We start from the raw sequence: 26,894 nt of genomic DNA on the forward strand, positions 1-26,894 counted from the left end.
GCCAAAGCGGCAAGGAGCCCTCGTGCCCATAGTTGAAATGGAACGTCGCCAGGTGGTGGTGATCGGTGCCGGCCCGTCCGGTGCCATCGCTGCAGCGCTGTTAAAGCGTAAAGGGCATGATGTATTGATTATCGAGCGCCAGCATTTCCCACGCTTTTCGATCGGTGAAAGCCTGCTGTCGCACTGCATCGACTTTATCGAAGAGGCCGGCATGCTCGACGCCGTGCAGGCGGCGGGTTTCCAGGTGAAAACCGGTGCCGCATTCGCCTGGGGCGAGCGCTACAGTGCGTTTGATTTCGGCGATACGTTCAGCCACGGCAAACCGACCACCTTCCAGGTGCAGCGCGGCGAGTTCGACAAGTTGCTGGCCGATCAGGCGGCGCTGCAAGGCGTCGACATCCGTTACGGCGAAACCATCGTCGGCGTGGATTTCAGCGGTGAAACCCACTACCTGCATGTGCGCCGGGAGAACGGCAGCGAGTACCACATCAAAGCCAAGTTCGTGCTCGACGCCAGCGGCTACGGTCGCGTCCTGCCGCGCCTGCTGGACCTGGAAGCGCCGTCGGATTTCCCGTTGCGCCAGGCGGTGTTCAGCCATGTCGAGGACCGCATCGAACACCCAGGCTTCGACCGCACCAAGATCCTCGTGACGACCCACCCGACCCAGCGCGACATCTGGTTCTGGACCATCCCGTTCAGCAACGGCCGCTGCTCCGTGGGCGTAGTGGCGGCCAAGGAACATTTTGCCGGCCGCGACAACGACCTGGATGCGTGCCTGCGCGGGTTCATCGACGAAACCCCAAGCCTCAGCAGCGTGCTGCAGAACGCCGTGTGGGACACCCCCGCGCGCACCATCGGCGGCTACTCGGCCAACGTCAAAACCTTGCACGGCCCGGGCTTTGCGCTGCTGGGCAACGCGGCAGAATTCCTCGACCCAGTGTTTTCCTCGGGCGTGACCATCGCCATGCGTTCGGCGAGCATGGCCGCGGGCGTGCTGCATCGTCAGCTCAACGGCGAAACCGTGGACTGGCAGCGCGAGTTTGCCGAGCCGTTGAAGCGCGGCGTCGACACCTTCCGCTGCTACGTCGAAGGCTGGTACGCCGGGACGTTCCAGGATGTTATTTTTCACGCCGGCAGCTCGCCGGAGATTCGCCGGATGATCAGTTCGATCCTCGCCGGCTACGCCTGGGACGAGCGCAACCCGTTTGTCAGCGAGCCCAAGCGGCGGTTGCGGATGTTGTCGGAAATTTGTGCAGGGGATGCCGTGTGAGCAGTCAGTACTTGAGTAAGAACTACGTCGAAGAAACCAAGTTCGGCTTCTGGTTCCTGCGCAGCCACACCTGGCAGCACCATGTGTTGCGCGTGGCGATCAACGACCTGCGCAGCCTGTTCAGCGAACCGCTGCCGGTGGCGCCGGTACTGCTGGACGCCGGCTGCGGCCAGGGCAAATCCTTCAAGCTGTTGCAGCAAGTGTTTGCGCCGTCCCGCCTGATCGGGCTGGACGCCGACCCGCACAGCCTTGAGCTGAGCAAGGCGGAAGCCGCGCACCAAGGGCTGGACGTCGAGCTGATCGGCAGCGACTGCGCCACCCTCGACGTCGCCGACGCCAGCGTCGATATCCTGTTCTGCCACCAGACCTTCCATCATCTGGTTGAGCAGCACCGTGCATTGAAAGAGTTCTACCGGGTCCTCAAGCCCGGCGGCTATCTGCTGTTTGCCGAGTCCACCGAAGCCTATATCGACACCTGGGTGATTCGCTGGTTGTTCCGCCACCCCATGCAGGTGCAGAAAAGCGCCGAAGAGTACCTGCAGATGCTGCACGAGCAGGGCTTTGAATTCGGCGCGCAGAACGTCTCCTACCCATACCTGTGGTGGAGCCGGGCCAGCGATTTCGGCCTGCTGGAACGCTGGGGCCTGCGCAAGGCTCCGCCGGTGGGCCAGCGCGAAGAAACCCTGGTCAACTGCGTGGCACGCAAACCCCTGGCGAGCGCGGCACCATGATGCGTGCGCTGCTGATCGGCTGCCTGTTGCTGCTGAGCGCCTGCGCCAGCCAACCGCCCTTGCCGGCAAAAAACCCGGCCCTGGCCCTGCCGATGCAACTGCACGTGCAGCGCCTGGCGGACGGCCAGAGCCAGGACTGGTTGCTGGTAATCCAGCGCGAAGGTAACGCGATCCGCTGGTCGATGATGGACCCGCTGGGTATCCCCCAGGCCCGGCAGAAGCTGATCGACGGCCAGTGGCAGGCCGACGGGTTGCTGCCGCCCAATCCCCAGGCGCGCGAGCTGTTCGCCGCGTTGCTGTTTGCACTGACTTCGGCGGATGACCTCCGCGCGCTGTACCCGAACGCCCAAGCGATGGACCTGACGCGCACCCTGCCGGGCCATTGGCAAATCGTCTATCAGTCATCCGAGGTGTTCAGCGTGAACATGCGCGGGCAACCGCTGAGCTATCGCATCACCCCGCTGGGAATGGCGCGATGACCGCGTATCTGAATGCCCTCGGCGTGATCTGCGCTCTCGGGCGCGGCCAGGCCGACGTCAGCCGCAGCCTGTTTGCCGGCGACTGCTCCGGCATGCGCGCCGAAAGCGACTGGGTGCCGGAGCGCGTGTTGCCGGTTGCCGGCGTGCCGGGCGCACTGGCGACCATCCCGCCCGAGCTGGGCCAGCAAAGCAGCCGCAATAACCAGTTGCTGCTCGAAGCCGCGTTGCAGATCGACAGCGAGATCCGCCAGGCGATCCAACGCTACGGCGCGGCGCGGGTCGGCATTGTGCTCGGCACCAGCACCTCGGGCATCGACGAAGCCAGTCGCGGCATCGCCCGTTACCTGAGCGATCATCGGTTCCCCGACGACTACGACTACCAGCAACAGGAACTCAGCGCCCCGGCGAACTTCCTCGCCGACTGGCTGCAACTGAGCGGCCCGGCCTATGTGATTTCCACCGCCTGCACCTCCAGCGCCCGCGCCTTGATGAGTGCTCGGCGCCTGCTGGAGCTGGGCCTGTGCGATGCGGTGATCTGCGGCGGCGTCGACAGCCTGTGCAAGCTGACGCTTAACGGCTTTACCGCGCTGGAGGCGGTCTCGAGCGAGCGTTGCAACCCGTTTTCGGTGAACCGCAACGGCATCAACATCGGCGAAGCGGCGGTGTTGTTTTTGATGACTCGCGAGCCCGCCCCCATCGCGCTGCTGGGCAGTGGCGCGAGTTGCGATGCACACCATATTTCCGCGCCGGAGCCCACTGGCAAAGGCGCGTTGCTGGCGATGCGCAAGGCCCTGGCCAGCGCACGCTTGAAGCCGGAGCAGATCGGCTACCTGAACCTGCACGGCACCGCCACCCAACACAACGACGCCATGGAAAGCCTGGCCGTCGCCAACCTGTTCCCCGACGGCGTGGCCTGTTCATCGACCAAACCGATGAGCGGCCACACCCTGGGCGCGGCCGGCGCGCTGGAAGCGGCGTTCTGCTGGCTGAGCCTGGCCCACGGCCGGCTGCCGCCCCACGTATGGGACGGCCAGGCCGACCCGGCGCTGCCTGCCTTGCAGTGGGCACGCCGAGGTGACACCTTGAAAAAACGCTGCCTGATGAGCAACTCGTTTGCCTTCGGCGGCAATAATGTCAGCCTGATTATCGCAGAGGCCCCATGATCGATTGGCCACTCGCCGCACTGCTGCCCCACGCGGGCGACATGATCCTGATCGACCAGGTGCTGTCGTTCGACGAAGAGCAGATTCACACCCGCCTCACCGTCAAGCCCGGTGGCTTGTTCAACCGCCCCGACGGCAGCCTGCCAGCCTGGGTCGGCATCGAGCTGATGGCGCAAAGCGTCGCCGCCTATGCCGGTTGCCGCGCGCGCCAGAACGGCCAGGCGGTGGAGCTGGGCTTCCTGTTGGGCACGCGTAAGTTCGAGTGCAACGTGGAGCACTTCCCGGCCGGTGCCGAGTTGACCATCCACGGCCTGCGCTCCCTGGAAGACGACAACGGCATGGGTGTGTTCGAATGCCACCTGACCGGCGACGGTATCCACGCCAGCGCCCGCTTGAACGTATTTCGACCGCCCCAGGCGGCCACCTATTTAGATGAATCGAAGGACGAAACGCCATGACTGAATCCGTACTGGTCACCGGCTCCAGCCGTGGCATCGGCCGCGCCATTGCCCTGCGCCTGGCGCAGGCCGGGCACGACATCGTGTTGCATTGCCGCAGCGGTCGAGCAGAAGCCGACGCGGTGCAGGTCGGGATCGAAGCCCTGGGCCGCAAGGCGCGGGTGCTGCAATTCGACGTTTCCGAGCGGGCCGAGTGCAAGGCAATCCTCGAAGCCGACGTGGAACGACACGGCGCGTATTACGGTGTGGTGCTCAACGCCGGCCTGACCCGCGACGGCGCGTTCCCGGCCTTGTCGGAAGACGACTGGGACGTGGTGATGCGTACCAACCTCGACGGTTTCTACAACGTGCTGCACCCGGTGATGATGCCGATGATCCGTCGTCGCGCGGCCGGGCGTATCGTGTGCATCACCTCGGTGTCCGGGCTGATCGGCAATCGCGGCCAGGTCAACTACAGCGCCTCCAAGGCCGGCCTGATCGGCGCGGCCAAGGCCCTGGCCATCGAGCTGGGCAAGCGCAAGATCACCGTCAACTGCGTCGCACCGGGCTTGATCGACACCGCGATGCTCGATGAAAACGTGCCGGTCGAAGAGCTGATGAAAATGATCCCGGCGCAGCGCATGGGCACGCCGGAAGAAGTGGCCGGCGCGGTGAATTTCCTGATGTCGGCCGAAGCCGGCTATATCACCCGCCAGGTCTTGGCCGTGAACGGAGGTCTGTGTTGATGAAGCGCGTGGTCGTAACCGGCATGGCCGGCATCACCTCCCTGGGCAGCGACTGGAACACCATCGCCGCCAACTTTCGCGCCAACCGCAGCGGCATCCGGCGCATGGACGAGTGGGACCGTTTCAGCGAATTGAACACGCGCCTGGCCGGGCCGATCGACGACTTCGTCGTGCCCGCGCACTGGACCCGCAAGCAACTGCGCAGCATGGGCCGCGTATCGCGCCTGGCGGTGTGGGCGGCGGAGCAGGCGCTGAAAGACGCCGGCTTGCTCGGTGACGAGTCGATCAAGGACGGGCGCATGGGCGTGGCCTGCGGCTCGTCCACCGGCAGCACCGACGAGATCAAGGCGTTCGGCAACATGCTGCTCAACTCGGTGGCCGAGGGGCTGAACGCCAACTCCTATGTCCGCATGATGCCCCACACCACGGCGGCGAATATCAGCATCTTCTTTGGCCTCACCGGGCGCTTGATTCCCACGTCCAGCGCTTGCACCAGCGGCAGCCAGGGCATCGGCTACGCCTATGAGGCGATCAAGTTCGGACGCCTGCCGCTGATGCTCGCCGGCGGCGCCGAAGAGCTGTGCCCCACCGAAGCCATGGTGTTTGACGCGCTCTACGCCACCAGCCTGAAGAACGATGCGCCACAGACCAGCCCGCGCCCCTACGACAGCGGCCGCGACGGCCTGGTGATCGGCGAAGGCGGCGGCATGCTGGTGCTCGAAGAACTGGAACACGCCCTGGCCCGTGGCGCGCATATCCACGCCGAAATTGTCGGTTTCGGCAGCAACGCCGACGGCCAGCACACCACGCGCCCGGAACAGAAAACCATGCGCCGCGCCATGGAGCTGGCCCTGGAAGACGCCGGGCTCGAGCCCTCGGTCATCGGCTACGTGAACGGCCATGGCACCGCCACCGACCAGGGCGACATCGCCGAAACCCTGGCCACCAACAGCCTGTTCGGCAGCCGCATGCCCATCAGCTCGCAGAAGAGCTTCCTCGGCCACACCCTGGGCGCGTGCGGGGCGCTGGAGTCGTGGTTCAGCATCGAGATGATGAACCGCGACCAGTACGTACACACCTTCAACCTGGATTCCGTCGACCCGCAGTGCGGCGAGCTGGATTACCTGCAAGGTGAGTTTCGCGAGATGCACCACGACTACGTGATGAACAACAATTTTGCCTTCGGCGGCGTCAACACCTCGTTGATCTTCCGCCGCTGGTCCTGACTTTTTACATCGACTGGAGAAAACGGAATGTCTTCCTTGCTACGCGCCACCCTGATCACCCTGGCCCTGCTGACCGGCGCCGGTTGCACCAGCAAACCGGTGCTCAACACCCAGCACGACTTGCCAGCGGGTGCCCAGGTCAGCGAAGAACAAGTCAAACAGGTGATCGTCACCGCCCTGCAAAAACGCGAATGGACCGTGCAACGCCTGAGCCCGCAACTGGTGCAGGCTGAGATCACCGTGCGCAATCAGTTCTACGCCGCCATCGACATCCGCTACACCCGCAACAGCTACGCCATCACTTACCGCGACAGCCGCGACCTGGGCTACAAGGACGGCAAGATCCATCGCAACTACAACCGTTGGGTGAGCATGCTGGATCGGGACATCATGGCGGGGGTGCGTTCAGCGGGGATGCAGTAACCCCGGAAACGACAAAGGGCGCCGTTCGGCGCCCTCTTCACAAACCGGTGGGCTTGTCATCGCCGCGTCCTGCCTGGCTCTGCAAGCGCTGGCAAAACGCAGCTGAACTCACCGCTCCCCAAGCGCGCTGCGAACCGCCGCCTTACGCGTCAACAACTCCACGAACGCCTGCGCCATCGGCGTTTGCGCGCCCTTGCGCTGCACCAGCCACACCGCCGTCACCGCCTCCTGGTCGAGCAGGGTGCGATAGACCACGCCATCGATGCGGATGCGCTGGTAGGACGCCGGCAGCACCGACACGCCCAACCCCGCCGCGACCAACCCGATGATCGTCATCGCCTCCCCGGCTTCCTGGGCAAAGCGCGGGCTGAAGCCGGCGTCGCGGGCCAGGTTGAGCAGTTGCGCGTAGAGGCCGCTGCCGTAGCTGCGCGGGAAAAACACGAACGGCTCCTCGGCCAACTGCGCCAGGTGCAAGCCCCGCTCGCTGCCTTGCACCAAGGGATGATCGGCGTTGAGCACCGCCACCAGAGGTTCGCGCATCAACTCCACCACACTCAGCGAGTCTGGCAACGGCAGCGGCCGCATCAAGCCGACCTGGATCGACTCATCCACCAGCGACTCGGCTACCTCGGTGCTGCTCATTTCCTGCAAACTCAGGTGGACCGCCGGGAACGCCTGGCGAAACGCAAAGATCGCCTGGGGGATGCTCGAATTGAACGGCGCCGACGACGTGAAGCCGATCTTCAGTTCGCCCAGCTCACCCAACTGCGCCCGGCGTGCCACATCCGCGGCCTTATCGACTTGCGCCAGCACCAGTCGCGCCTCGTGCAGGAACAAGCGCCCGGCTTCGCTCAGTTCGACCCGACGGTTGGTCCGCTCGAACAAACGCGCGCCCACCTCGTGCTCCAGCGCCTGGATCTGCTGGCTCAGAGGCGGTTGCGAGATGCCCAGCACCTGCGCGGCCCGGCCAAAATGCAGCTCTTCGGCGACGGCGATGAAGTACCGCAGGTGACGTAATTCCATAGCAGCCTCATTAGGTCGTTAAAGCTATCAAACAGGTCGAATAATATATTGGAAAGAATCATTAGGCAGCTATATTCTTTTTTGCATTGCCGGTCCTGGCAGGCTTTTCCTCCCCGAGGTCCCCGTGAAATCTGCTGTCGCTCCATTCGCTCAAGAAGTCCCGTCGACTGCCCTGGATAAGAGGGTGGAGCCGCTCACTGACACCTACATCGAAAAAGGCACACCGATGTTCATGCGGACCGTGCTGGCGCTGTTCTGCGGCGGCTTCGCGACGTTTGCCCTGCTGTATTGCGTGCAGCCGATGATGCCGGCGTTGTCCCACGAATTTTCCATCAACGCGGCGCAAAGCAGCCTGGTGCTGTCGGTGTCCACGGCGATGCTCGCCCTGGGCCTGCTGATCACCGGGCCGATTTCCGACACCCTGGGGCGCAAGCCGGTGATGGTCGCCGCGTTGTTCTGTGCCGCCCTGTCCACCATCGCCAGCGGCCTGATGCCGAGCTGGGAAGGGATTCTGCTGATGCGCGCGCTGCTGGGGCTGTCGCTGAGTGGCCTGGCCGCCGTGGCGATGACCTACCTGAGCGAAGAGATCCACCCGCAGCACATCGGCCTGGCCATGGGCCTGTACATCGGCGGTAACGCCATCGGCGGCATGAGCGGGCGCCTGATCATCGGCGTATTGATCGATTTTGTCAGTTGGCACACCGCCGTGCTGATCATCGGCGCCCTGGCCCTGATCGCCGCGACGGTGTTCTGGAAAATCCTCCCCGAATCGCGCAACTTCCGCGCCAGCAGCCTCAAGCCGCGCAGCCTGGTGGACGGCTTCGTCATGCACTTCAAGGACGCGGGCCTGCCGTGGTTGTTCCTCGAAGCCTTCCTGCTGATGGGCGCGTTTGTGACGATGTTCAACTACATCGGCTATCGCCTGCTGGCCGACCCGTATGACCTGAGCCAGGCCGTGGTCGGCCTGCTGTCGCTGGTGTACCTCTCGGGCATCTACAGCTCGGCGAAAATCGGCGCGCTGGCCGACCGCCTCGGCCGCCGCCGTGTGCTGTGGGCCACCATCGTGTCGATGCTTGGCGGCATCGGCCTGACCCTGTTCACTCCGCTGTGGCTGGTGATACCCGGCATGCTGGTGTTCACCTTCGGTTTCTTCGGCGCACACTCGGTGGCCAGCAGCTGGATCGGCCGTCGCGCGGTGAAAGCCAAGGGGCAAGCGTCGTCGCTGTACCTGTTCTGCTACTACGCGGGGTCAAGCGTCGCCGGCACCACGGGGGGGTTCTTCTGGCATTTGGCCGGGTGGAACGGGATTGGCGGGTTTATCGTCGCGCTGTTGCTCGGCGCGTTGCTGGTGGCGTTGAAGTTGGCGAAGTTGCCGCCGCTGGCCTCGGCTTGAGGCGCAGCGCCCTAGAACGACATCCGCACCATCACCCGCTTGCCCCGGCGCTCGTGCATAACCACGGCGCCGATGTGCATCACCAGCATCAGCAACAAGGCCACGCAGGACAGCACATGCACGCGGGAGTACCAGACGATGCTGGCCGGGTCACTGTGAAACGGTGCGAAGGAGACCAGGTTAAAGAGGTTGATCGGGCGATCCATCATCAGTACCCCTGTTGCCAGCACCATTGCCAACACCACATACATGGTCTTATGCACCCATAGCGCCAGGTATTCCCGTGGTGAACGCCTGACGGAAAAATCCAGGCCGTGGGTAAAGGAGCAATAAACCCGCACGACAAACACCGGGATGTACAGGGTGGTCAATGACACATTGAAAAAAAACACCCACGCTTTGACCGAGGCCGGCACGGCGAATATCGCCACGACAGAACCTGACAATAGCGCCCACACGATGATGACGGCCGAAACCCAATGCAGCAGTTTCTGGCACGTTGAATAGTCAGCGGTATTCATCCAGCGATCACCTGACAACGGACGCCAATCACTGGCGAGTGGAAAGTTGGGCAGGATTTTTTCTTGGGCGGACAACGGCAGCCGTAGGAGAAGTCCTAAAGACCACAGACTACCAAGGCAGGACTTAACAAGAGCTGAAGCGCAACGAGCCCCCGCCTGCCGGGCAGACGGGGGCTCGATTCAGGCGGGGACGCTGTTACTCGTGATACTGCGCCGACAACTCATGCACCGCGCGCAAGAACGCGCCGGCATGTTCCGGGTTCACTTCCGGCGTAATGCCGTGACCCAGGTTGAACACATGCCCGCTGCCCTTGCCGTAGCTGGCCAGGATGCGCCCGACTTCGGTGCAGATGGCTTCTGGCTTGGCGTACAGCACGGTCGGGTCCATGTTGCCTTGCAGCGCAACCTGGTTGCCGACGCGACGGCGGGCGTCGCCGATGTCGCAGGTCCAGTCCAGGCCCAGGGCATCCGCGCCGGCATCGGCGATGCTTTCCAGCCACAGGCCGCCGCCCTTGGTGAACAGGATCACCGGCACTTTACGGCCTTCGTGTTCGCGGATCAGGCCGCTGACGATCTTGCGCATGTAGGCCAGGGAGAACTCCTGGTACGCCGCCGCCGACAGGTTGCCGCCCCAGGTGTCGAAGATCTGCACCGCTTGCGCGCCGGCCATGATTTGGCCGTTGAGGTACGAGGTGACCGACTGCGCCAGTTTGTCCAGCAGCAGGTGCATGGCCTGCGGGTTGTCGTAGAGCATGGCCTTGGTCTTGCGGAAGTCTTTCGACGAGCCGCCTTCGACCATGTAGGTGGCCAGGGTCCAGGGGCTGCCGGAGAAGCCGATCAGCGGCACGCGGCCATTGAGCTCGCGGCGGATGGTGCTGACGGCGTCCATCACGTAACCGAGGTCTTTGTGCGGGTCCGGGATCGGCAGCGCTTCGATGTCGGCCAGGGTGCTGATGACTTTCTTGAAACGCGGGCCTTCGCCGGTCTCGAAGTACAGGCCTTGGCCCATGGCGTCAGGAATGGTGAGGATATCGGAGAAGAGGATGGCCGCATCCAGCTCCGGGTAGCGGTCCAACGGCTGCAGGGTGACTTCGCAGGCGAACTCCGGGTTCATGCACAGGCTCATGAAGTCGCCGGCCTGGGCGCGGCTGGCGCGGTATTCCGGCAGGTAGCGACCGGCTTGACGCATCATCCACACAGGGGTGACGTCTACGGGCTGCTTGAGCAGGGCACGAAGGAAACGGTCGTTCTTGAGGGCAGTCATGTCGGCATCCGCAAAAAAAGTACGGGCATTTTCTCAGAGCGCGACGCAAAAGGCACGGGATGAGCCGTGCCTTTTATCTATCGGGTTGATTTACGACAATCTCTTGGGCACATCAAAACCAAATGTGGGAGGGGGCTTGCCCCCGATTGCAGTGTGTCAGTCTCAGTATCTTTAACTGGACTACCGCTATCGGGGGCAAGCCCCCTCCCACATTTTGGCCACATTTCAAAGATGAAATGGGTCAGACCTGCAGGTAGTCCAGGATACCTTCGGCGGCGTTGCGGCCTTCGAAGATCGCCGTCACTACCAGGTCAGAGCCGCGCACCATGTCGCCACCGGCGAAGATCTTCGGGTTGCTGGTCTGGTGCTTGTACTGGCCTTGTTCCGGGGCGACGACGCGGCCCTGGCTGTCGGTCTGGATCTGGAACTGCTCGAACCACGGAGCCGGGCTTGGGCGGAAGCCGAAGGCGATGACCACGGCGTCGGCCGGGATGATCTCTTCGGAACCCGGGATCGGCTCAGGGCTGCGACGGCCACGGGCGTCCGGTTCGCCGAGACGGGTCTCGACCACCTTCACGCCTTCGACGCGGTCTTCACCGACAATCGCGATCGGCTGGCGGTTGTAGAGGAATTTCACGCCTTCTTCCTTGGCGTTCTTCACCTCTTTGCGCGAGCCTGGCATGTTCGCTTCGTCACGACGATACGCACAGGTCACCGACTTGGCGCCCTGGCGGATCGAGGTACGGTTGCAGTCCATCGCGGTGTCGCCACCGCCCAGCACCACGACCTTCTTGCCTTTCATGTCGATGAAGTCTTCCGGCGACTTTTCAAAGCCCAGGTTGCGGTTGACGTTGGCGATCAGGAAGTCGAGCGCGTCGTACACGCCCGGCAGGTCCTCGCCGGCAAAGCCGCCCTTCATGTAGGTGTAGGTGCCCATGCCCATGAACACCGCATCGTATTCGGCGAGCAGTTGTTCCATGGTCACGTCTTTGCCGACTTCGGTGTTCAGGCGGAACTCGATGCCCATGCCAGTGAACACTTCACGACGATTGCTCAGCACGGTTTTTTCCAGCTTGAACTCGGGGATGCCGAAGGTCAGCAGGCCGCCGATTTCCGGGTTCTTGTCGAACACCACCGGGGTCACGCCGCCACGCACCAGCACGTCGGCACAGCCCAGGCCCGCCGGGCCCGCGCCGATGATCGCGACGCGCTTGCCGTTCGGCTTGACCTTGGACATGTCCGGGCGCCAGCCCATGGCGAAGGCGGTGTCGGTGATGTACTTCTCCACCGAACCGATGGTCACCGCGCCGAAACCGTCGTTGAGGGTGCAGGCACCCTCGCACAGACGGTCCTGCGGGCACACCCGGCCGCAGACTTCCGGCAGGGTGTTGGTCTGGTGCGACAGCTCGGCGGCGGCGAGGATGTTGCCCTCGGCCACCAGTTTCAGCCAGTTGGGAATGAAGTTGTGTACCGGACACTTCCATTCGCAATACGGGTTACCGCACCCCAGGCAGCGGTGGGCCTGGTCGGCCGACTGCTGGGGTTTGAAGGGTTCGTAGATTTCCACGAACTCTTTCTTGCGTTGACGCAACAGTTTCTTCTTCGGATCTTTGCGCCCGACATCGATGAACTGGAAGTCGTTATTCAGACGTTCAGCCATGTTAAAACCTCATCAAACTCTTCAGGCGCATATCACTGCGGGTTGGCACGGATGCTGGAAAGCAACGATTTCAGGTTGGCAGCCTTGGGCTTGACCAGCCAGAAACGACGCAGGAAATCATCAAGGTTCTCGGCGAGGTTACGACCCCATTCGCTGCCGGTTTCCTCGACGTACTCGTCCAGCACGTGCTGCAAGTGGTTACGGTGGGATTCCATCGCTTCGCCGCTGATCCGCTGGATCTCGACCAACTCGTGGTTGACCCGGTCGACGAAGGTGTTGTCCTGGTCGAGCACGTAGGCGAAACCGCCGGTCATGCCCGAACCGAAGTTGTAACCGGTCTTGCCCAGTACCGCGACAAAGCCCCCGGTCATGTACTCGCAGCAGTGATCGCCAGTGCCTTCCACCACGGTGTGGGCACCGGAGTTACGCACGGCGAAACGCTCACCGGCGGTACCCGCGGCGAACAGCTTGCCGCCGGTGGCGCCGTACAAGCAGGTGTTGCCGATGATGGCACTGTCCTGGGTCTTGTAGACGCTGCCTTTAGGCGGAACGATCACCAGCTTGCCGCCGGTCATGCCCTTGCCCACGTAGTCGTTGGCGTCACCTTCCAGGTACATGTGCAGGCCACCGGCGTTCCACACGCCGAAGCTCTGGCCCGCGGTGCCCATGAAGCGGAAGGTGATCGGCGCCTTGGCCATGCCCTGGTTACCGTGCTTGCGCGCGATTTCGCCGGAGATGCGTGCGCCGATGGAACGGTCGCAGTTGCAAATGTCCAGGCTGAATTCGCCGCCGCTGGCGTCGTTGATCGACGAAGCGGCCATCTCGACCATCTTCTCGGCCAGCAGGCCCTTGTCGAACGGTGGGTTGCGGTCCACCTGGCAGAATTGCGGCTTGTCGGCCGGGATGTGATCGCTGCCCAACAGCGGCGTCAGGTCCAGGTGTTGTTGCTTGGCGGTCTGGCCTTCGAGGATGTCCAGCAGATCGGTGCGGCCGATCAGCTCTTCGAGGGAGCGCACGCCCAGCTTGGCCAGCCACTCACGGGTTTCTTCGGCGACGTAGGTGAAGAAATTCACCACCATGTCGACGGTGCCGATGTAGTGATCCTTGCGCAGCTTCTCGTTCTGAGTGGCGACGCCGGTGGCGCAGTTGTTCAGGTGGCAGATGCGCAGGTATTTGCAGCCCAGGGCGATCATCGGCGCGGTGCCGAAGCCGAAGCTTTCGGCGCCGAGGATCGCGGCCTTGATCACGTCGAGGCCGGTTTTCAGGCCGCCGTCGGTTTGCACTCGGACTTTGCCGCGCAGGTCGTTGCCGCGCAGGGTCTGGTGCGTCTCGGCCAGGCCCAGCTCCCACGGAGCGCCAGCATACTTGATCGAGGTCAGCGGCGAAGCGCCGGTGCCGCCGTCGTAGCCGGAGATGGTGATCAGGTCGGCATAGGCCTTGGCCACACCGGCGGCGATCGTGCCCACGCCGGCTTCCGCCACCAGTTTCACCGAGACCAGGGCCTGCGGGTTGACTTGTTTGAGGTCGAAAATCAGCTGCGACAAGTCTTCGATCGAGTAGATGTCGTGGTGCGGCGGTGGCGAGATCAGGGTCACGCCCGGCACCGCATAACGCAGCTTGGCGATCAGACCGTTGACCTTGCCGCCTGGCAGCTGGCCGCCTTCACCGGGCTTGGCGCCCTGGGCGACTTTGATCTGCAGCACTTCGGCGTTGACCAGGTATTCCGGGGTTACACCGAAACGGCCAGTCGCCACTTGCTTGATTTTCGAGCTCTTGATGGTGCCATAGCGCGCCGGGTCTTCGCCGCCTTCGCCGGAGTTGGAACGCGCACCCAGGCGGTTCATGGCTTCGGCCAGGGCTTCGTGCGCCTCGGGCGACAAGGCGCCCAGGGAAATACCGGCGGAGTCGAAGCGCTTGAGGACCGATTCGAGCGGTTCGATTTCGCTGAGGGCCAGCGGCGTATCCAGGGTTTTCACCTTGAACAGGTCGCGGATCATCGACACCGGGCGGTTATCCACCAGCGCGGTGTATTCCTTGAACTTGGCGTAGTCGCCCTGCTGCACGGCGGCTTGCAGGGTGCTGACCACGTCCGGGTTGTAGGCGTGATACTCGCCACCGTGTACGAACTTGAGCAGGCCGCCTTGCTGGATCGGCTTGCGCGCACTCCAGGCTTCGGCCGCCAGGGCTTTCTGCTCGGCTTCGATGTCGACGAAACGCGCACCCTTGATGCGGCTCGGTACGCCACGGAAGCTCAGCTCGCAGACTTCTTCCGACAGGCCAATGGCCTCGAACAACTGCGCGCCACGGTAGGAAGTGACGGTGGAGATGCCCATCTTCGACAGGATCTTCAGCAGGCCCTTGGTGATGCCTTTGCGGTAGTTCTTGAACACCTCGTAGAGGTCGCCCAGCACTTCACCGGTACGGATCAGGTCACCGAGCACTTCGTAGGCGAGGAACGGGTACACCGCCGAGGCGCCGAAACCGATCAGCACCGCGAAGTGATGCGGGTCGCGGGCGGTGGCGGTTTCCACGAGGATGTTGGAGTCGCAGCGCAGGCCTTTTTCGGTCAGGCGGTGATGGACCGCGCCGGTGGCCAGGGAGGCGTGGATCGGCAGCTTGCCCGGTGCGATGTGACGGTCGGTCAGCACGATCTGGGTACGCCCGGCGCGCACGGCTTCTTCGGCCTGGTCCGCGACATTGCGCACCGCGGCTTCAAGGCCGAGGCTCTCGTCGTAGTTCAGGTCGATGATCTGGCGGTCGAAGCCCGGACGCTCCAGGGTCATCAGCGAACGCCACTTGGCCGGGGAAATGACCGGCGAGCTGAGGATCACGCGGGAGGCGTGCTCAGGCGATTCCTGGAAGATGTTGCGCTCGGCGCCGAGACACACTTCCAGGGACATCACGATGGCTTCACGCAGCGGGTCGATCGGTGGGTTGGTCACCTGGGCGAACTGCTGGCGGAAATAGTCGTATGGCGTGCGAACGCGCTGGGACAGCACGGCCATCGGCGTGTCGTCGCCCATCGAGCCGACCGCCTCGTAGCCTTGCTCGCCGAGCGGACGCAGCACCTGGTCGCGCTCTTCGAACGTGACCTGGTACATCTTCATGTACTGCTTGAGCTGGTCGATGTCGTAGAACGCCGAACCGTGGTCGTTGTCTTCCATGGTCGCCTGGATGCGCAGGGCATTCTTGCGCAGCCATTGCTTGTACGGGTGACGGGACTTCAAGCGGTTGTCGATCGCATCGGTGTCGAGGATCTGCCCGGTTTCGGTGTCCACGGCGAGGATCTGGCCAGGGCCGACGCGGCCTTTGGCGATCACATCTTCCGGCTGGTAGTTCCACACGCCGATTTCCGACGCGAGGGTGATGAAACCGTTGGTGGTGGTCACCCAACGCGCCGGGCGCAGACCGTTACGGTCGAGCAGGCACACCGCGTAGCGGCCGTCGGTCATGACCACGCCGGCCGGGCCGTCCCACGGTTCCATGTGCATCGAGTTGTACTCATAGAACGCCCGCAGATCGGGGTCCATGGTCTCGACGTTCTGCCACGCAGGCGGAATGATCATCCGCACGCCACGGAACAGGTCGATGCCGCCGGTGACCATCAGTTCGAGCATGTTGTCCATGCTGGAGGAGTCGGAGCCGACGCGGTTGACCAGCGGGCCGAGCTCTTCCAGGTCCATCAAATCGTTGGCGAACTTGGTGCGACGGGCCACGGCCCAGTTGCGGTTGCCGGTGATGGTGTTGATCTCGCCGTTGTGGGCGAGGAAGCGGAATGGCTGGGCCAGCGGCCATTTCGGCAGGGTGTTGGTGGAGAAGCGCTGGTGGAACACGCAGATCGCGGTTTGCAGGCGCTCATCGCTCAGGTCCGGATAGAAGGCGGTCAAGTCCGCCGGCATCATCAGGCCTTTATAAATGATGGTCTTGTGCGAAAAGCTGCAGATGTAGTGGTCGGTGTCGGCGGCATTCGACACGGACGAGCGACGACGCGAGGTGAACAGCTTGATCGCCATGTCCTGGTCGCTCAGGCCGTCGCCTGCGATGAACACTTGTTCGATCTGCGGCAGGCGCTCCAGGGCCAGGCGGCCGAGCACGCTGGTGTCGATCGGCACTTTGCGCCAGCCGACGAGTTGCAGGCCGGCCGCGAGGATTTCGCGGTTCATGTTCTCGCGAGCGGCTTCGGCTTTGACCGGGTCCTGGTTGAAAAACACCATGCCCACGGCGTACTGCTTGGGCAGCTCGACCGCGAAATGCTGTTTGGCGATGGCGCGCAGGAACAGGTCGGGCTTTTGAATGAGCAAGCCACAACCGTCACCGGTCTTGCCGTCGGCGTTGATCCCACCGCGGTGGGTCATGCAGGTCAGGGCCTCGATGGCCGTTTGCAAAAGGGTATGACTGGGCTCGCCCTGCATATGGGCAATCAGGCCGAAACCGCAGTTATCCTTGAATTCATCGGGTTGGTACAGACCTGCTTTCATAGACACTTTCTCACCAGGCTGCCTCTTATATCGAGGCAAATTTCTTTTCAATTCAACCAGTTACCTTCCACACCGAACGTTCGCCGGCTTTGCAGGGGCAAAAGGGAGGTCATTGTACACACCGACACAGACGCTCACAAATTTAGCGACGAGATGTCGCAAATCTATGTCGCATTTATGAAAGGTTTAAAGCGATATGCTGTGCTAGTCAAAACTTTTTTAATTTTGACCGCTACGACTCAAAAGCCACTGTGACGCAGACACCACAATGCGCGCGGCCTTGAGGGCTGCACGCACTTGCGGTTTTTTTTGAGGTGCCGGGAGGGCGGCCTGGGTAAGGCCGCCGAATCTTCAGCGAGTTGCTGCCAGTTCTTGTTGAACGCTGGCAACAGTGCGAGGCCAAGGTTTACCAGCCTGAACCTTCGCTGGCAAGGCTTTGATAGCGGTATCGGCGGCGGCACGGCTGGAGAAGCTGCCGTAAGTGATCACGTAAAGCGGCTTGCCGTTGAGCACCTTCTTGAAATAACGGTACTCGCCGCCCTGCTCTTTGACGAAGGCTTGAGCATTGGCTTCGGAGCTGGTGCCGAGGATCTGCACCACGAAGTTACCGCTGGGCTGGCTGGTGTACCAGCTGCTGCCGGTGGCGCCGGCCTTGGCGACAGTCACCGGTTTTTCCGCCGGTTTGGCGGCCGGGGCCGGAGCTGGCTTGGCGACAGGCGCTGGCGCGACCGGCTTGGCGACGGGCGCCGGTTTGGCGGTCGCGACCGTAGGCGCAGGTACAGGCGTTGGTTTTGCCGCCGGTTGACCGGCAGGCACGCCCACTGGCGGCGCGGTGGTGGTCACGGTCGGCGGTGTGCTGCTGGAGCCTTCCACTGGCACGCCGTCGTCGCCTTCGGAGATACCGCCGGCCGCTTCGGCGAGCGGGCCGCGCATGACGGGCTGGCCGACCATCGGCAGGTTGGTCGGTTGGCCGGAGTTGGCGAACTCGACATTCGGCGTGGGTTTACCCAGTGGTAACTGCGCCTGTTCGGTTGGCGCGCCGGCAGGCGTCGGTGCCTTGCTGCGACCTGGGATCAACCAGGCGGCGGCGACAGCGACCACGACAACGGCGGAAATAGCCAATACGTGCTTTTTAGGCATAGTGAACCCCATCTTTGGACGCTTGACCGCAGAGCGGCTGGCAATCATGGCTTCAATCATCGCATCGCGGGCAACCTGGTTGATGGTGCCAGGCCAGCCGTCGGAGCTTTCGTGAATATCAGAGATCTGCTGAGCGGAGAAAAGTTCGATGCCCTGCCCGGCGCCTTCGAGGCGTTGTGCCAGATATTCGCGGGTTTCTTCCTCTTCATACGGCTGCAATTCGATGACGTGGAACAGCTCCTGCTCGCCGCTGATCTGCTCCAGAGCGGCGATCAGGGACGATTCACCGAACAGGAACACATGCGGACGACCTTCCGGCGTACCCGCCGCCAGCGCCAGCAGCGCTTCGAGGGCCGACTCGTCAAGCTGCTCGGCGTCGTCCACCAGCAGGTAGACTTCCTGGCCGGTCAGGCCCAGTTGCACCACTTGCTTGAGAATCGCATTCGGCTCGGCGCTGGCAACGTCCAGGGCCTGGGCCACCTGACGCAGCACGCCCGCCGCATCGCCGGCGCCACGCGCCGACACCACTACGCTTTGCACCGATTGCTTGTTGGTGCTGGCGACCAGCGCCTGGCGCAGCAAGGTCTTGCCGCTGCCCAGCGGGCCGGTGACGACCAGCAACAACTGGCTGTAGCGCGCCAGGTGATGCAACTGCCCGAGCACCGGCTTGCGCTGCGCAGGGAAGAATTTGAAACCAGGCACCCGTGGAGCGAAGGGGTCGTGGCTTAACTGGTAATGGCCGAGGAACGCCTCGTCGGCATGCAAACTAGTCATCGGGCTCTTATTAACCTTTAAGCTGGGCCAGGGCGCGGTAATCCGCTCCCAGCGTGGCCTGTAGAATCTCTTTCGGATAATCGTCGGTCACCACCGCTTCGCCCATGCGGCGCAGCAGCACCAGTCGCAGTCGACCGTCGATCACTTTCTTGTCTATCGCCATATGTTCGAGGAAATCCGCCTCGCTCATTTCCTCGGGCGGGATCACCGGCAACCCGGCGCGCTGGAACAGGCGGATGCCCCGATCCCGCTCCTGGGCGCTGATCCAGCCCAGGCGTTGCGACATCTCCAATGCCATCACTGTGCCAGCCGCTACGGCTTCCCCATGCAACCACACACCATAGCCCATGTGCGTTTCGATCGCATGGCCGAAGGTGTGGCCCAGGTTCAAGGTGGCCCGTACACCGGACTCCCGTTCGTCGGCATTCACCACCAGCGCCTTGGCCGCACAGGAACGGGAGATCGCTTCGGTCAGCGCCACCTGGTCCAGCGCGCGCAGGGCGTCGACATGTTCTTCCAGCCAGGTCAGGAACGGCTCGTCGCAGATCAGCCCGTACTTGATGACTTCCGCCAGGCCCGCCGACAGCTCGCGCGGGGGCAAGGTGTTGAGGGTCGCGGTGTCGATCAGCACAGCCTGGGGCTGGTAGAACGCGCCCACCATGTTTTTGCCCAGCGGATGGTTGATGCCGGTCTTGCCGCCCACCGACGAATCGACCTGGGACAGCAAGGTGGTCGGCACCTGGATGAAATCCACGCCGCGCTGGTAACAGGCGGCCGCAAAACCGGCCATGTCACCAATCACGCCGCCACCGAGGGCGACCACGGTGGTGCGCCGGTCATGGCGTGCGGTCAGCAGGCCATCGAAGATCAGTTGCAGGGTTTCCCAGTTCTTGTGGGCTTCGCCGTCGGGCAGCACCACGGAGATCACCGAGTACGCCGCCAGGCTGCGGCTCAGACGCTCAAGATACAGCGGCGCGACCGTTTCGTTGGAGATGATCGCCACTTGCCGCCCGGCAATATGCGGTGCGAGCAACTCGGGCTGGTCGAGCAGACCTTCGCCAATATGGATCGGGTAGCTGCGCTCGCCTAGATCGACCTTAAGTGTCTGCATGTGTCCCCGCGTTGAAGATGTATTAACGACCGGCAACGTCGTGATCCGACGTCGCCTGATGGCTCTACGCCACACCCCGCAGGGTGATGACGCGCCGCCGAGAATAGCGCATTTCGGGCCTGGCTTTAACGGGGTGGCAGCCGTTGCAGGCGCTCGAGAATGTCGAGCACCACCATCCGAGGTGGCCGCTCATCGGTTTCCACCACCAGATCGGCGATTTCCCGATACAGCGGATCGCGCAGCGCCAGCAGATCCCGCAGGGTCTTCGCCGGGTCGGCGGTGCGCAGCAGTGGGCGATTGCGATCACGCGCGGTGCGCCCCACCTGCTGCTCGACCGACGCATGCAGATAGACCACCCGACCACCGGCATGCAATGCCCGGCGGTTCTCCTCGCGCATCACAGCACCGCCGCCGGTCGCCAGGACCACGCCATCGCAAGCGCACAGCTCGGCAATCATCGCCTGCTCACGGTCACGAAAGCCCAGTTCGCCTTCCTTATCGAAGATCCACGGGATATTGGCACCCGAGCGCACTTCAATTTCCTTATCGGAGTCTTTGAATGGCAGGCGCAGCTCTTTGGCCAGCAAACGGCCGATGGTGCTTTTTCCAGCCCCCATCGGTCCTACAAGAATCAAATTTCGCACAGAATCAACGACTCACAGCAATCGCCTGGTTATTCATAATACGCGGAGTCAGGAATACCAGCAGCTCGGATTTTTTTTCTGCCAGCACATCGCGCCGGAAAAGGCGGCCAAGATACGGCACATCGCCCAAAAATGGCACTTTATCTAGCACTTTGCTTTGGGTATTGGAGAAAACTCCGCCGATGACGATGGTCTCGCCGTCCCTGACCAGCACCTTGGCGTTGACCTCGTTTTTCTTGATCGGCGGTACGTCGTTGAGCTTGTTCAGGTAATCCGGCTCATCCTTGGTGACTTTGACCTCCATGATCACGCGGTCGTCGGGGGTGATTTGCGGGGTGACTTCCAGGGACAGCGAAGCCTCCTTGAACGACACCGAGGTGGCGCCGCTGGAGCTGGACTCCTGGTAGGGAATCTCGGTGCCCTTGAGGATGCGCGCGGTCTCCTTGTCGGACGTGACCACCTTGGGCTGCGAGACAATCTCGCCGTTGCCGGTTTTTTCCATCGCGGTCAGTTCCAGGTCCAGCAGCAGGTTGTCGGTAATAAACGCGATCCCCAGCCCGGAGGTGTTAGTGAGCGCCCCCAAGTCGACAAAGGGCGAGCCGGACGGGTTTTCCACAGGCTCGGTGCCTGGCTCCGGAGGTTTCTCGACACCGCCAGCGCCCCAGTTGCCGCGATTGATCCGCCCTCCCCAGCGCACGCCCAGGCTTTTGTCGTAGTCGACATTGGCCTCGACAATCCGCGCCTCGATCATCACCTGGCGCACCGGAATATCCAGCTGCGCCACGATGCGTCGCAGCTCTTCCAGGCGTTCGCCGGTCTGGTAGGCGATGATGTTGTTGGTGCGGTCATCCACCGCCACCGAGCCGCGTTCGTCGGTGGTGCCTTCCAGGCCGGTCACCGATTGGAACAACTTGGCCAGGTCCGCAGCCTTGGCGTAATTGACCTGCAACAGTTCGCGCCGCAATGGCGCCAGTTCAGCCATCTGCTTGCGCGACTCCAGCGTCAGCAGCTCGCGCGCGGCCAACTCGTCGGCGGGCGCCACCAACAGCACCCCGGCCTTTATCCGCTGGTCCAGCCCCTTGCTTTGCAACACTAGGTCCAGCGCCTGGTCCCAAGGCACGTCCTTGAGCCGCAGGGTGATCGAACCTTGCACATCGTCGCTGGCGACCAGATTCAGGCCCGCCACATCGGCAATCTGCTGCAACACGGCGCGCAGCTCGATGTTCTGGAAGTTGAGGTTCAGCTTGTCGCCGGTATAGGTACCTGATGCCGCACCGCCGGGAGGCGGCAGCTGGATCAGATCCACACGATTGGGCACAGCAGCAGCCATCGGTGCCGTGAACGCTATCCATAGCGCCACACCGAAGGACGAGAAAGTCCTTTTCATTGTTTGATTCCGTTATGAGTTGACGTTCAGCACGAGGGTTCGCGGGCGTTCCAGCCACGCGCCCTGTTCATCGGGAAACAATTCGAGCAATTCCACATGGCCCTCATCAATAGCCGTGACCCGACCGTGGTCCGGCCCCAGGTAATCGCCGACCGCCAGCCTGTGGACGCTGGCGGCGGCACGCAGCAGGGCGAAGGTCTGCGCGCCTCGGGACAGCGTGCCGACCATTTCGAACTGGTCGACGGCGATGCCTTCCAGGGCGCCACGGGCACGCCCGAGGTCCGGTGCGAGCGCGGGCCGGCCAGGTACGTGACCGACCTGCAAGGCGCGCGGCTGGAACGGATCACGCAAGGCCAGCGCGTCATAGACAAAGCGCGGCCCCGGCTCGACGGCCGGGGTCGACTGACCGCCCGACGACGGATTGCGATAGGTCTTGGCCACCAACTCCAGGCGCAACCCGGCCGCATCAGCCCGAAGCGCCACATCATGCACCGTGACGATGCGCGGTAAGCCGCCCAAAGCGCTCACAAACATCGCCAGGTCGTGATAAGCCCCGGTGACGCCCAGGCGTAACGGCTGCTCGATATAGAGTGGCCGGGGCTGCTCATCCAACACCACGATAGCGTCGACGAGCACCCCATTGGCCGCCCCCAGCCGGGCGATATCTTCGAGCAATGCGGGTACCCCGGATGCACCGGGCAACTGCTGCATCAGCCCGGCAAAACGCGCCTGCATCGCCTGAAGCTGCTGGCTGCGCGCCTCCATGCTGGCAGCAAGGCCAGCCTTCTGGGCCACCTGTCGCTGCAAGACGACGCCCTGCGCCTCGACCGCCTGCAACCGTTGCCGCGAGGGACTCAGGTACGTCCCATCGCCCACCAACAGCACCAGGCCGGCGAGCGCGCAGCCGAGCACGACCTTGGCGGGCAAGGGCCATTTCGCAGCGTTGTGGGTGAGAGCGGAAAAGTCGAGCCTGGGCAGGCTCACGGTTGAGCCTCGGCGGACTCTCCCTGGCGCACCATCAATTGAAACTCGTTGCTGCCCTGGCCATCTTCCATCCGCACATGTTGCAGCCGAGTGGCGTGGGCGCCTTCGGAGGCTTGCAGGCGGCGCATCAGTTGGGCGATGTCCTGACTGGAATCGGCGCTGCCACGGATGCTGACCGTATCGCCCTTCGCCACGACCTCGTGCAAATGCACGCCGTCTGGCATCGCGCGGGCCAACTGATCCAAGAGCTGGGCACCGGCCGAGCGGGCTTCGTTCAAGTCCTGCACGACCTTCATGCGCTCCGCCAATTGCTGGCTTTGTTCCTGCAGGTCATCGATGGTCTTGATGCGCGAGTCGAGGACGGCAGCGTCCTTGTCCAGGTGGCTATTGCGCGTCACTTGTCGATCGATCGCCCGGTCGATCACCTGATCGGCCAACCACACGGTTGCGAACGCCACGCAGACAAACGCCAGCAGCAACCCCAGAAAGAATTTGCGCCGCCGTTCCGCCAGCGCCTGGCGCCAGGGCAAAAGGTTGATTAGTGTCTTCAAGCGAAACTCCTCAGGGCCAACCCGCAAGCAATTCCCATCCCGCGGGCATCCGCGGCCCATTGTGCGCCATCGACTCGATGGCCCGGCGTGAAGCTGGCGAAATCCTGACTGCAAGCGCGTGCGAATGCAAATGCTTCCACATCCACCACCTTCGGCACCAGCCCAGCCAGGGTCAAAACCGCGACCCGAGCCTCTACCTGGGCCTTATGGCACGCCGCGAGCAATACATCAACCCGCGCCAGATTCTGGGCCGACGGCCCGCGAACCTGGAAATCCAGGGCCATCTCATCCAGCGGATAAGGGATGTACTGGTCGGCCTCCATCTGGATCATCCAGGTCATTTCTTCCTCGCTGAGCCCCGCGTCCAACTCGATCACCCGGGTAATCACCGAAGCTCCCGCCACCGCTACGGCCGCTTGGCGGGCCGAGGTGCGCGAGCGGGCCAATGCCTGGGACAACGTCTGCCCCACGCCGTCGAGGTCGAGCACGCTGCTGTCGACCACCGCCTGGGGCGGTAGCGCCTGCGTGGCGTAGCTTTGCACGTTGTAGCCGGTGGGCGAGCGGCCGAGCTCGATCAACCGGATGCCGGTGTCCTGGATGTCGACACCCAGGACGGTATCGACTTTTCGCCTGAAAAATCCCTTTTCCATAAAACTCCCTAAAACTTTCCCTGTCATACCGCCTGATTGGCGCGTGGCAGCGTGCATTCGGTCGCCTTGTTTGCGAGGCGCGAATGACGCCCCAAGCCGAAAATGCTTTAATGCCCAGCGTTTTTTCCCGCTTTTTATCTGCAGCCAGGGTCGATTCATCGTTTGCCATGCATGCCCCGGCGCCTAACCCATTCTTTTCTCTGGAAATCCAAAAGCCTTGATTCGTCTGCTGAAGTTTTTCGGGTACTCCATTGTCGCCATCGTTTGCGGGCTGCTGCTCGTCCTCAGCGGCGCCTACCTCTACCTTAGTCCGGGTTTGCCCTCCGTAGAGGCCCTGAGAAGCATTCAGTTGCAGATTCCTTTGCGGGTCTATAGCAGCGATGAAAAACTGATCGCAGAGTTCGGCGAAATGCGCCGTACCCCGATTCGTTTCGCGGATATTCCACCCAACTTCATCAACGCCCTGCTGTCGGCCGAGGACGATAATTTCGCCAACCACTATGGCGTCGACCCCAGCAGCCTGGTGCGGGCCGCCACGCAATTGGTAAAAAGCGGACACATTCAATCCGGCGGCAGCACGATCACCATGCAGGTGGCGAAGAACTTCTTCCTCACCAGCGAACGCAGCTTTTCACGCAAAGCCACCGAGATCCTGCTGGCACTGCAGATCGAGCGACAGCTGACCAAGGACGAGATCCTTGAGCTGTACGTCAATAAAATCTACCTGGGCAACCGCGCCTACGGCATCGAAGCCGCGTCCCAGGTCTACTACGGCAAGTCGATTCGCGACGCCAGCCTGGCGCAGATGGCCATGATTGCCGGCCTGCCCAAGGCACCCTCGCGCTTCAACCCGCTGGCCAACCCGGCACGCAGCAAAGAGCGGCGCGACTGGATTCTGGGGCGCATGTACAAGCTGGGCAAAATCAGCCAGAGCGCCTATGAAAGCGCAGTGGCCGAGCCGCTGAACGCCAGTTACCACGTACCGACCCCGGAAGTGAACGCCCCTTATATCGCGGAGATGGCACGGGCCGAGATGGTCGGCCGTTATGGCAGCGAGGCCTACACCGAAGGCTTCCGTGTGACCACGACCGTTCCGAGCGACTTGCAGGAAATCGCCAACAACGCGGTGCATGAAGGCCTGATCACCTACGACCAGCGCCATGGCTACCGCGGCCCCGAATCGCGCCTGCCGGGCAAGACCCTGAGCGCCTGGACCACCGAGCTCGGCAAACAGCGCACGATCAGCGGCCTGGAACCGGCCATCGTCACCCAGGTGAAGAAGGACGGCGTGCAGGTACTGACCCGCACCGGCGAAGCGCATGTGGCGTGGGACAGCATGAAATGGGCGCGCCCATTCCTGAACACCAACAGCATGGGGCCGATGCCCAAGCAGCCGTCGGACGTGGCGCAGGTGGGTGATCTGATCCGCGTGCAACGCCAGAAGGACGACAGCCTGAAATTCAGCCAGGTGCCGGTCGCCCAAGGCGCCCTGGTCTCCCTCGACCCGCAGAACGGCGCGATCCGTGCCCTGGTCGGCGGCTTCGCGTTCGAGCAGAGCAACTACAACCGTGCCACCCAGGCCAAGCGCCAGCCGGGTTCGAGCTTCAAGCCGTTCGTCTACAGTGCCGCCCTGGACAACGGCTACACCGCCGCCAGCCTGGTCAACGATGCACCGATCGTGTTTGTCGACGAGTACCTGGACAAGGTCTGGCGTCCGAAGAACGACACCAACACCTTCCTCGGCCCGATCCGCATCCGCGAGGCGCTGTACAAGTCGCGCAACCTGGTGTCGATCCGCTTGCTGCAGGCGATGGGCGTGGGCAAGACCATCGACTACATCACCCGCTTTGGCTTCAACAAGGCGGACCTGCCGCCGAACCTGTCCCTGGCCCTGGGGACGGCGACCCTCACGCCGATGGAAATCGCCACCGGCTGGAGCACGTTTGCCAACGGCGGCTACAAGATCACGCCGTACCTGATCGACAAGATCGAAAGCCGCAATGGCGACACCCTGTTCACCGCCAACCCGCCACGGGTGCCGGGTGATGTGGTCAACGGCGTGGCCGCCAGCGATGGCCTGGCCGCACCGAGCAACGGCGGTATCACCATCGAACCGACCCCAGGCGTCACGCCGGCGGCGAACCCGAGCGCCGCGCCTGAACCGCAAGCGCCGGCAGTGGCCGAACGTGTGGTGGATGGCCGCACCACCTACATCCTCAACAGCATCCTGGAAGACGTAATCAAGAAAGGCACCGGCCGCCGTGCACTGGCCCTGGGCCGCGCGGACATCGCGGGCAAGACCGGTACCACCAACGAATCCAAGGACGCCTGGTTCTCCGGCTACAACGCCGACTACGTGACCACCGTATGGACCGGCTACGACCAGCCGGAAAGCCTCGGCCGCCGCGAGTTCGGCGGTACCGTCGCGCTGCCGATCTGGATGAGCTACATGGGCGCCGCCTTGAAGGACAAGCCGCTGCATACCCAGCCGGAACCGGAAGGCATCCTCAGCCTGCGGATCGACCCGGTCAGTGGCCGCGCAGCATCGCCGAGCACGCCGAATGCGTACTTCGAGCTGTTCAAGAGCGAGGACACGCCGCCGTCGATCAACGAGCTGGGCAATGGCGTGGCGCCGGGCAGCCCGCTGCCGGCGGATGAGGCGGCACCGATCGACCTCTTCTAAGCCCATGCGGTCAACCCTGTGGGAGGGAGCTTGCTCCCGATGGCGGTGTGTCAGTCACCAGGTTCATTGACTGACAGTCCGCCATCGGGGGCAAGCCCCCTCCCACATGTGGATCTGCACAAGGCTTGCGTCAATCGCCAGACAGCAAAAAGCCCC

The 26,894-nt window shown here is 63.1% G+C and carries 21 protein-coding genes and 3 pseudogenes; 11 read left to right on the forward strand and 13 right to left on the reverse strand.

Features of this window, described 5'->3' with window-relative positions:
* Window positions 1-22 precede the first annotated feature (22 nt).
* The 8 genes from NR164_RS07730 to NR164_RS07765 are packed head-to-tail and all read left to right on the forward strand — an operon-like array spanning window position 23 to window position 6,475.
* Window positions 23-1,270: an NAD(P)/FAD-dependent oxidoreductase gene (locus NR164_RS07730; RefSeq protein ID WP_026140390.1), complete on the forward strand. Its 1,248-nt coding sequence runs from the start codon at window positions 23-25 to the stop codon at window positions 1,268-1,270.
* Window positions 1,267-2,001, forward strand: a complete 735-nt coding sequence (locus NR164_RS07735; protein WP_017849843.1) for a class I SAM-dependent methyltransferase — start codon at window positions 1,267-1,269, stop codon at window positions 1,999-2,001. Before NR164_RS07730 ends, NR164_RS07735 begins: the two co-directional genes overlap by 4 nt.
* Window positions 1,998-2,480 carry a hypothetical protein gene (locus NR164_RS07740; RefSeq protein ID WP_046490803.1) on the forward strand — a complete coding sequence of 161 codons (483 nt, stop codon included), beginning with the start codon at window positions 1,998-2,000 and terminating at the stop codon, window positions 2,478-2,480. Before NR164_RS07735 ends, NR164_RS07740 begins: the two co-directional genes overlap by 4 nt.
* On the forward strand, window positions 2,477-3,643 hold the full coding sequence (locus tag NR164_RS07745; RefSeq protein ID WP_256822573.1) for a beta-ketoacyl-[acyl-carrier-protein] synthase family protein: 1,167 nt from the start codon (window positions 2,477-2,479) through the stop codon (window positions 3,641-3,643). Before NR164_RS07740 ends, NR164_RS07745 begins: the two co-directional genes overlap by 4 nt.
* Entirely contained in the window at window positions 3,640-4,101 is a 462-nt protein-coding gene (locus NR164_RS07750; RefSeq protein ID WP_017849846.1) for a hotdog family protein, read from the forward strand. The genes NR164_RS07745 and NR164_RS07750 overlap by 4 nt, the downstream gene beginning before the upstream one ends.
* On the forward strand, window positions 4,098-4,826 hold the full coding sequence (fabG, locus tag NR164_RS07755; protein ID WP_256822574.1) for a 3-oxoacyl-ACP reductase FabG: 729 nt from the start codon (window positions 4,098-4,100) through the stop codon (window positions 4,824-4,826). Before NR164_RS07750 ends, fabG begins: the two co-directional genes overlap by 4 nt.
* On the forward strand, window positions 4,826-6,052 hold the full coding sequence (locus tag NR164_RS07760) for a beta-ketoacyl-ACP synthase (RefSeq protein WP_046384962.1): 1,227 nt from the start codon (window positions 4,826-4,828) through the stop codon (window positions 6,050-6,052). Before fabG ends, NR164_RS07760 begins: the two co-directional genes overlap by 1 nt.
* 27 nt (window positions 6,053-6,079) lie before the next feature.
* On the forward strand, window positions 6,080-6,475 hold the full coding sequence (locus NR164_RS07765) for a hypothetical protein (RefSeq protein ID WP_256822575.1): 396 nt from the start codon (window positions 6,080-6,082) through the stop codon (window positions 6,473-6,475).
* 108 nt (window positions 6,476-6,583) lie between these two features.
* Here NR164_RS07765 and NR164_RS07770 read toward each other — a convergent pair whose 3' ends face one another.
* The gene (locus NR164_RS07770) at window positions 6,584-7,498 is read right to left on the reverse strand and encodes a LysR family transcriptional regulator (protein ID WP_256822576.1); all 915 of its coding nucleotides are present in this window, start codon (window positions 7,496-7,498) and stop codon (window positions 6,584-6,586) included.
* A 124-nt stretch (window positions 7,499-7,622) separates the two neighbouring features.
* On the opposite strand from NR164_RS07770, the gene NR164_RS07775 reads away from it, so the two are divergent.
* Window positions 7,623-8,891, forward strand: coding sequence for an MFS transporter (locus tag NR164_RS07775; RefSeq protein WP_198864526.1), 1,269 nt, complete (start codon window positions 7,623-7,625; stop codon window positions 8,889-8,891).
* Between the two features lie 11 nt (window positions 8,892-8,902).
* Here NR164_RS07775 and NR164_RS07780 read toward each other — a convergent pair whose 3' ends face one another.
* The 9 genes and pseudogenes from NR164_RS07780 to NR164_RS30480 all read right to left on the reverse strand — a co-directional run bounded on the left by NR164_RS07780 (window position 8,903) and on the right by NR164_RS30480 (window position 22,311).
* Window positions 8,903-9,412 carry a cytochrome b/b6 domain-containing protein gene (locus NR164_RS07780; protein ID WP_104904081.1) on the reverse strand — a complete coding sequence of 170 codons (510 nt, stop codon included), beginning with the start codon at window positions 9,410-9,412 and terminating at the stop codon, window positions 8,903-8,905.
* A gap of 196 nt (window positions 9,413-9,608) precedes the next feature.
* Window positions 9,609-10,676 carry a uroporphyrinogen decarboxylase gene (hemE, locus tag NR164_RS07785; RefSeq protein ID WP_017849853.1) on the reverse strand — a complete coding sequence of 356 codons (1,068 nt, stop codon included), beginning with the start codon at window positions 10,674-10,676 and terminating at the stop codon, window positions 9,609-9,611.
* A 241-nt stretch (window positions 10,677-10,917) separates the two neighbouring features.
* The gene (locus tag NR164_RS07790; RefSeq protein WP_017849854.1) at window positions 10,918-12,336 is read right to left on the reverse strand and encodes an FAD-dependent oxidoreductase; all 1,419 of its coding nucleotides are present in this window, start codon (window positions 12,334-12,336) and stop codon (window positions 10,918-10,920) included.
* 32 nt (window positions 12,337-12,368) lie between these two features.
* The gene (gene gltB / locus NR164_RS07795; protein ID WP_057003636.1) at window positions 12,369-16,814 is read right to left on the reverse strand and encodes a glutamate synthase large subunit; all 4,446 of its coding nucleotides are present in this window, start codon (window positions 16,812-16,814) and stop codon (window positions 12,369-12,371) included.
* A 351-nt stretch (window positions 16,815-17,165) separates the two neighbouring features.
* Window positions 17,166-18,728 carry an SPOR domain-containing protein gene (locus tag NR164_RS07800; protein ID WP_046384966.1) on the reverse strand — a complete coding sequence of 521 codons (1,563 nt, stop codon included), beginning with the start codon at window positions 18,726-18,728 and terminating at the stop codon, window positions 17,166-17,168.
* Between the two features lie 10 nt (window positions 18,729-18,738).
* On the reverse strand, window positions 18,739-19,839 hold the full coding sequence (gene aroB, locus NR164_RS07805) for a 3-dehydroquinate synthase (protein ID WP_017849857.1): 1,101 nt from the start codon (window positions 19,837-19,839) through the stop codon (window positions 18,739-18,741).
* A gap of 125 nt (window positions 19,840-19,964) precedes the next feature.
* Window positions 19,965-20,483 carry a shikimate kinase AroK gene (gene aroK / locus NR164_RS07810; RefSeq protein WP_026140392.1) on the reverse strand — a complete coding sequence of 173 codons (519 nt, stop codon included), beginning with the start codon at window positions 20,481-20,483 and terminating at the stop codon, window positions 19,965-19,967.
* 4 nt (window positions 20,484-20,487) lie between these two features.
* A pseudogene (locus tag NR164_RS07815) lies at window positions 20,488-21,741 on the reverse strand (type IV pilus secretin PilQ); the annotation flags it as partial.
* A 141-nt stretch (window positions 21,742-21,882) separates the two neighbouring features.
* A complete protein-coding gene (locus tag NR164_RS30480; protein ID WP_372873460.1) occupies window positions 21,883-22,311 on the reverse strand; it encodes a pilus assembly protein PilP in 429 nt (142 codons plus the stop codon).
* Between NR164_RS30480 and NR164_RS30485 the strand changes: the two are divergent.
* Window positions 22,249-22,380, forward strand: a pseudogene (locus tag NR164_RS30485) (hypothetical protein); the annotation flags it as partial. The gene NR164_RS30480 and the pseudogene NR164_RS30485 sit on opposite strands and share 63 nt — an antisense overlap.
* Here the strand turns inward: NR164_RS30485 and NR164_RS30490 are convergent.
* From NR164_RS30490 to pilM, 3 genes and pseudogenes are all read right to left on the reverse strand, one after another.
* A pseudogene (locus tag NR164_RS30490) lies at window positions 22,354-22,854 on the reverse strand (type 4a pilus biogenesis protein PilO); the annotation flags it as partial. The pseudogenes NR164_RS30485 and NR164_RS30490 overlap by 27 nt on opposite strands.
* Window positions 22,851-23,405, reverse strand: coding sequence for a PilN domain-containing protein (locus NR164_RS07825; RefSeq protein ID WP_177031421.1), 555 nt, complete (start codon window positions 23,403-23,405; stop codon window positions 22,851-22,853). The pseudogene NR164_RS30490 and the gene NR164_RS07825, both read right to left, overlap by 4 nt.
* On the reverse strand, window positions 23,402-24,055 hold the full coding sequence (gene pilM, locus NR164_RS07830; protein ID WP_256822579.1) for a type IV pilus assembly protein PilM: 654 nt from the start codon (window positions 24,053-24,055) through the stop codon (window positions 23,402-23,404). Before pilM ends, NR164_RS07825 begins: the two co-directional genes overlap by 4 nt.
* A gap of 220 nt (window positions 24,056-24,275) precedes the next feature.
* On the opposite strand from pilM, the gene NR164_RS07835 reads away from it, so the two are divergent.
* Window positions 24,276-26,738: a penicillin-binding protein 1A gene (locus tag NR164_RS07835; RefSeq protein ID WP_371920078.1), complete on the forward strand. Its 2,463-nt coding sequence runs from the start codon at window positions 24,276-24,278 to the stop codon at window positions 26,736-26,738.
* The last annotated feature ends 156 nt before the right edge of the window (window positions 26,739-26,894 follow it).

Source organism: Pseudomonas sp. Pse79, from assembly GCF_024519615.1.
In the GTDB taxonomy this organism is placed as follows: domain Bacteria; phylum Pseudomonadota; class Gammaproteobacteria; order Pseudomonadales; family Pseudomonadaceae; genus Aquipseudomonas; species Aquipseudomonas veronii.